The sequence below is a fragment of the Ancylobacter dichloromethanicus genome, assembly GCF_018390645.1.
Taxonomy (GTDB): domain Bacteria; phylum Pseudomonadota; class Alphaproteobacteria; order Rhizobiales; family Xanthobacteraceae; genus Ancylobacter; species Ancylobacter dichloromethanicus.
In genome coordinates, this window is the sequence record NZ_JAHBGC010000032.1 from 1 (window position 1) to 5,017 (window position 5,017).

Genomic DNA, 5,017 nt, shown 5'->3' on the forward strand with positions numbered 1-5,017 from the left:
GCGTGACGCACGTCTCCCGTTCGCGGGCATGGCTGTCCATGCGCGTGCTCCTGTGATAGAAATTCGTTGACCATCAACGAATAGCGTTGACTGGCGAAGAATGTCAACGGTTTTCGTGGATTATAAATGGAAAGCGCCAACTCCGCGATAACGCCCGCGCAGTCGCGGGCCGCCAGGGGCCTCCTAGACTGGTCTCAGTCGGCGCTTGCTCAGGCCTCGAACCTCAGCGAAAGCACCGTTCGCGATTTCGAGAAGGGCCGCAGGTTGCCGACGGTGAACAATCTGGCTGCGATTCAGCGCGCTCTCGAAGCTGCAGGCGTCATCTTCGTCGACGAGAACGGCGAAGGACCGGGGGTGCGGTTGAAGAAGGAAAGGCCGGAGCCCAGCGTGTGAAAACGGTGTTCCGACTAGCGCCAAGGGCAGAAGTTCGCTGCAACGTTGACGACTAGCCGGTTTGGGGCCGTCTGCGGACTGGCCGATTTTGGCTGCCGCTATGGCAGATAGCAGCCGTTCTGCAGCCGACCCAAGTGAGCCGTCCACGGTTACTGGTTTAGCCCCCTGAAGCAGACGTTCGCCGTGGTACGAAAATGGTAACTTCGCGCCGATCGCATCATCATGCCCTTGATCCGTAAGCGTGAGAGGCGTCCGACTTTGTCGGCCCTCATAATGCCAACGCGCTAACTTCGGCCGTGCATTCGGCAAAGCCCGTCAGCTATCAAATGCGAGCGCGCCCTTTTGTTCTGAGGTGGAGGCGCCTCTGTATTCGGCAGACACCTGTTTATTCAGCGCCTCCAAGACCTTGTTGAGATCGAGAGCATAGGACTGGAATTCTAGCTGCCACCTATCGAGGGCGAATGACCGATCAAGCTCCACCATGGAGTCAAACATCAGTCCTTGCAGTAGATCGTGTGCGATGTATTCGTGCAAGAATTCCGGCCTCAGATTGGGGCTTCTCCAAAGGTGGTACTCAGCCGCATCGTTAGTGGCGACATCGAGCCCTTTCTCGTCTTGGGATACCGACGTTTGGATAAAGCGGACATAACCTGTTTCGACCATGTTTGTAAGCTCCCGGAGACGTCGTACGGGATGCCCATTCAAACGAAGTCCTGGAAACATTCCGTTGCAGGAAACTATACATGTAACGATTTCCTTCGCATGTCCAACCTTCCATCCCAAGCGACGATAGAGTTCCATTTCCATTTTGTCCTCGGACAGGATACTTGTTATTTTGGACAACTGGGAAGCTCCAGTTTCCATATGCTTGTAAGAAGTACGGAGCTCGAAAACATTGCATGGCAAAAGAGAGTGTTTGCATTCGAATATGAATAAAAAGTCCCCGAACCTGCAGATAACGTCGATCTCGAACCGCTTCCCTCCAAGTTTAGTCTCATACTCTATCTGAACCATTGGTGACACGACGCGCAGGCAACGGGCCAACTCCTTGATGGCCCCGTCCTCTTCGACGTTCTCTACGACTCGCCGCCGCTCCGTGTGAGCGAAATTTCGGTACCAATTAGTCGATCCTGCAATATGCAGGGGGACAAGGTAGTAGTTTCCACCATCAACTATTGATCTGTACTGTATGTCGACAATCCCACTCGATTTAGTTGCGAAGGACATCACACGGAGAATTGCGTCTACCTCGTCTTTGCCAACACACCAGCCCAGAAGTTCCTGCAACTTGTGTTTGGCGAACACCGGCACGAGGGAGCGATATACCAGTTCGCTTTCCGTCTCCAATCTCGGAAGAAGATGGTTTGATGCGATACGCGCTAGGAACCTGAAAAGACGCTGAACTTTCAGCATGCCCTCAAACGTGACGCCGCCTTCAAACTGGAATTCTTTGAGATCGTCCCATGTGACGAGTTCGGTTGAAAGGACCTCATGAAGGTAGAGCCTCTCTTCGATCGTGAAGCCGTCATGGTTGAACAAGCCATGAAATTGAGGGGCATCGGGAAACCCGAAGGCGTACCGCGAAATCGGTTCGCGTTTTAGAACAACCACGTCGTCTGCAAAACGCTCGTAGATACTGTCGGCTACAGAGAGGATCGATACCTCGCCCTCCCGCATCGCACGAATTCTTGCGATGATGGAGGGCTGACCAGCCTGTTCTGACATCGCGTAGCCCAGTCGGATGCTCTTCTCCAGTTCTGGGCTCGGCGGGACTATTCTGACCGTTCGTCCGTGTCGCTCACATTCGTAGTGGAAGCCGTCAAGCAAGATTTCCGCTTCGCAGTATGCGCGAATCTTAGCCGCTTTGACAAAAAGCTTCGAGTACAGACCGCGCGAAATGCCGGTCTCGCTCATATAGGTGAATTGATTGTCGCGGATACCAATACAGCGATCAATAACATGGAGTATGTAGGAGGCGGCCTCCGCCAACTCTTCCTTGCTGTATCCCGCTAAATCGTCGGAAGAGATGGATGGATGCCCCTCATGGTCTATCATGAAGAGCGAATCGACAAACGCAACAACTGACTTTAATGCCGTGTTCTGGTTCCTGACAAGAAAACCCTCAAGCGACCTGTTCAGTTTCGCGACCTCTTTCCCCGCCGTCAGTAAGAGCATGACGGAAGTCAAGTAGTTTACAAATGGGCGAGGCATTGATAGCGGGGTGGCCTTTTTCAGGAGTCTTTCGACCACATCCAGAGGGCCTTTGATACCGAAATTGTATTTCGACGCCCTAAGAATGCCTGAGCTTCCCAGGTATTTCCGGGCCTTCGTCGCATCGACCACCGTAGCAAGGCCAATGTAGTTCGAGGCCTCTGCGCTGTTACCGCGCATTATCTCGGTCCCCGCCCGTTCCACGAGCGGGAGCACGCGGTTGCGCAGGCCAGCGAACTCCCCGCTGTCTTTTCCCATTTCAAGATGCGGAAACCAATCGGCGCTCTCGCCGAGCGCCGGATGTACGAGGTGAATATCGTCTATGAGGTTTGATGTCTTGGACATATGTTCGCCTTGGTGGCGCCGTTCAAATAGGACGATGTTTCAGAGCCGTCTCGGCCAAGAAGTAGGGTACCCCGCAATATGTCGGCGTGCGCAGTGGAATGGGCCAAAGCAAGACATGGCAACGGTTAGCGTTACGGCTGCTTTCGCAGACCTCTCCCCGAAAGCAGCCGTAACGCCTCCCACCCCCAGCCGTTCATAACTGCGGGATATTCCCACCACCAGCGCAACGGCGCAATCGGGGGGCACAGCCTACTGGCGGCCTTCAAGTCGCTAACGGCAGATAGCCGCCCCTCCTGCGTCGACCTCGCTGCGCACCGTAGCGCAGCCAGCATGGTAGGCCAGCAATGGGAGCGGCACGGGGCGGCTCTGGACAGAAGCCGGACCGTTGCCAGATTCCTAGATCAGTCGTCAAAGGCCCGCATGGCTTGATATTTCTGCGAACAAGGGTCACGCATGGGCACCTGGAGCGTAGCGCTTCGAGACGCTTGCTCACGCGAGCAAATTACCTTTCTGATCAGCCGGGCATAGGAAGCGATGATCCTAACAGTGGCTTTTGACGTGAAGAACCATGTCGAGGTGATGGAAAGCTGGCCGATCAAGAAGGGTGACACCAGCTTCTTCCTGGAGCGTGAGGGCGACGTCCTTAAAAGGGTCTGTCTTGTTTTCTCTGGCGTTGGCATCGAGCATGCGCCCCACCTGACCCCGGAAAGGGACGGCGATGCTCAGACCCTCACGGTAACGGGCGGCGATTATCCTGCACTTGCCCGCAGGACGATCATGAATTGGCAAGCCGTCGTGAGCGGAATGCAGATCGTCGACCTTGATTACGACAGTTACGAGCTACGGTTTCGTCCCGAAAACATTGAAGAAGAGCCGCTCATTATTGTTTTGTCATTTAAATCCAATTCCGGGAAGGCCTTGAATCGCGCGTGCGATTTCGAACAGATAGGGAGAGCTTTCTGCGCCGGCCCCATTTCTGACGACAGAATCGAATCGACATCGCATTTTCGCGAGGGCCGAATAGCATACGAGGCGGGACGCTATGTCGATGCGTACAACAATATGTTTCTGTTTCTAGAGACCCGATACTGCGAGGGAAAAACGGGCAACGACAAGCAGACCGATATTCTTTCGAATAATCGGGAGTTCTGTGATATCGTCGAAAAGATTTCCAAGGAATTTTTCAGCAAAGCTACGTTACGCCGTAGCCATGCGCTGGACCTGTTCAATCCCGACGATGCTATTCGAGATAAGATCAAGGCGCTGGTGCTGTTGCGCGGTAAACTTCGTCATCACTCGCTAAAAAGCCCGCATCGCTGGGACCCTAACCGACAGCACGCTTACGAGACCCCGGCCCGGTTCTTGGGCGCGGTTGTGGGAGATATCGTACTCGAGGAGTCTCTCGCGGACATATATTCACCGTCGGCGCTGGAGGCATTCAAAGAGATATCGGTCGCAACCGGCCACGAGACTAGGATCACCATTTATACTTCCAGATTGGAGAAAAGTCGCCCGATCTCGCTGCATATGACCTATCCAACGACAGTTATCTCAAGTTTGCTCTGCCTCAACACCGTGCGAAACGCGATCGCGGCTTGCGAACGTGACGGCCAACTCAATGACACCGTCAAATTCGAAGGAATGGATGACAAACTGGGTCTTGAATTGCTTTCAGTGGAATTTGATGTCTGGGCATATTCCCAGACGAGAGCCATCGAAATGAACAAACCTATTGAGCGCATCCGATGCGACTTTGAATGCTATCGTTCCGGCCTGATCGTCAAACACAGCTTCTCGTTCGCTTTCAAATCCGCGAAACTGACCATTCCAAATGTCTGGACCCTATTGCGTTTCAGTTTCGACCACATCGAAGAAAAGGATCCCACGACCCGGATTATGAGGCTTAAATTGTTCCTCGATCAGGGGAAGAACGCAATTGTGTCTTACCGCGTCGGCGCTCATGTACGCCAATAGGAGCAAGGGCAGCAGAACGACGGCAGGATCGATTAGGGCTCGGACCCATAAAGCGGTTGGCTTCGCCAGCCTGGTGTGATTCACGGCTTCCGGG

Annotated in this window: 3 protein-coding genes; 2 read left to right on the forward strand and 1 reads right to left on the reverse strand. The window is 53.9% G+C overall.

The genetic code is table 11. The features are described from left to right. The first annotated feature begins 126 nt into the window (after positions 1–126). A complete protein-coding gene (locus KHC23_RS15805; RefSeq protein WP_213373628.1) occupies positions 127–393 on the forward strand; it encodes a helix-turn-helix domain-containing protein in 267 nt (88 codons plus the stop codon). A gap of 315 nt (positions 394–708) precedes the next feature. On the opposite strand, the gene KHC23_RS15810 is transcribed toward KHC23_RS15805, so the two are convergent. Next, on the reverse strand, positions 709–2,949 hold the full coding sequence (locus KHC23_RS15810) for a hypothetical protein (RefSeq protein ID WP_213373629.1): 2,241 nt from the start codon (positions 2,947–2,949) through the stop codon (positions 709–711). Between the two features lie 546 nt (positions 2,950–3,495). On the opposite strand from KHC23_RS15810, the gene KHC23_RS15815 reads away from it, so the two are divergent. Then, complete coding sequence (locus tag KHC23_RS15815) at positions 3,496–4,923, forward strand: hypothetical protein (protein ID WP_213373630.1); 1,428 nt, start codon at positions 3,496–3,498, stop codon at positions 4,921–4,923. Positions 4,924–5,017 lie beyond the last annotated feature (94 nt).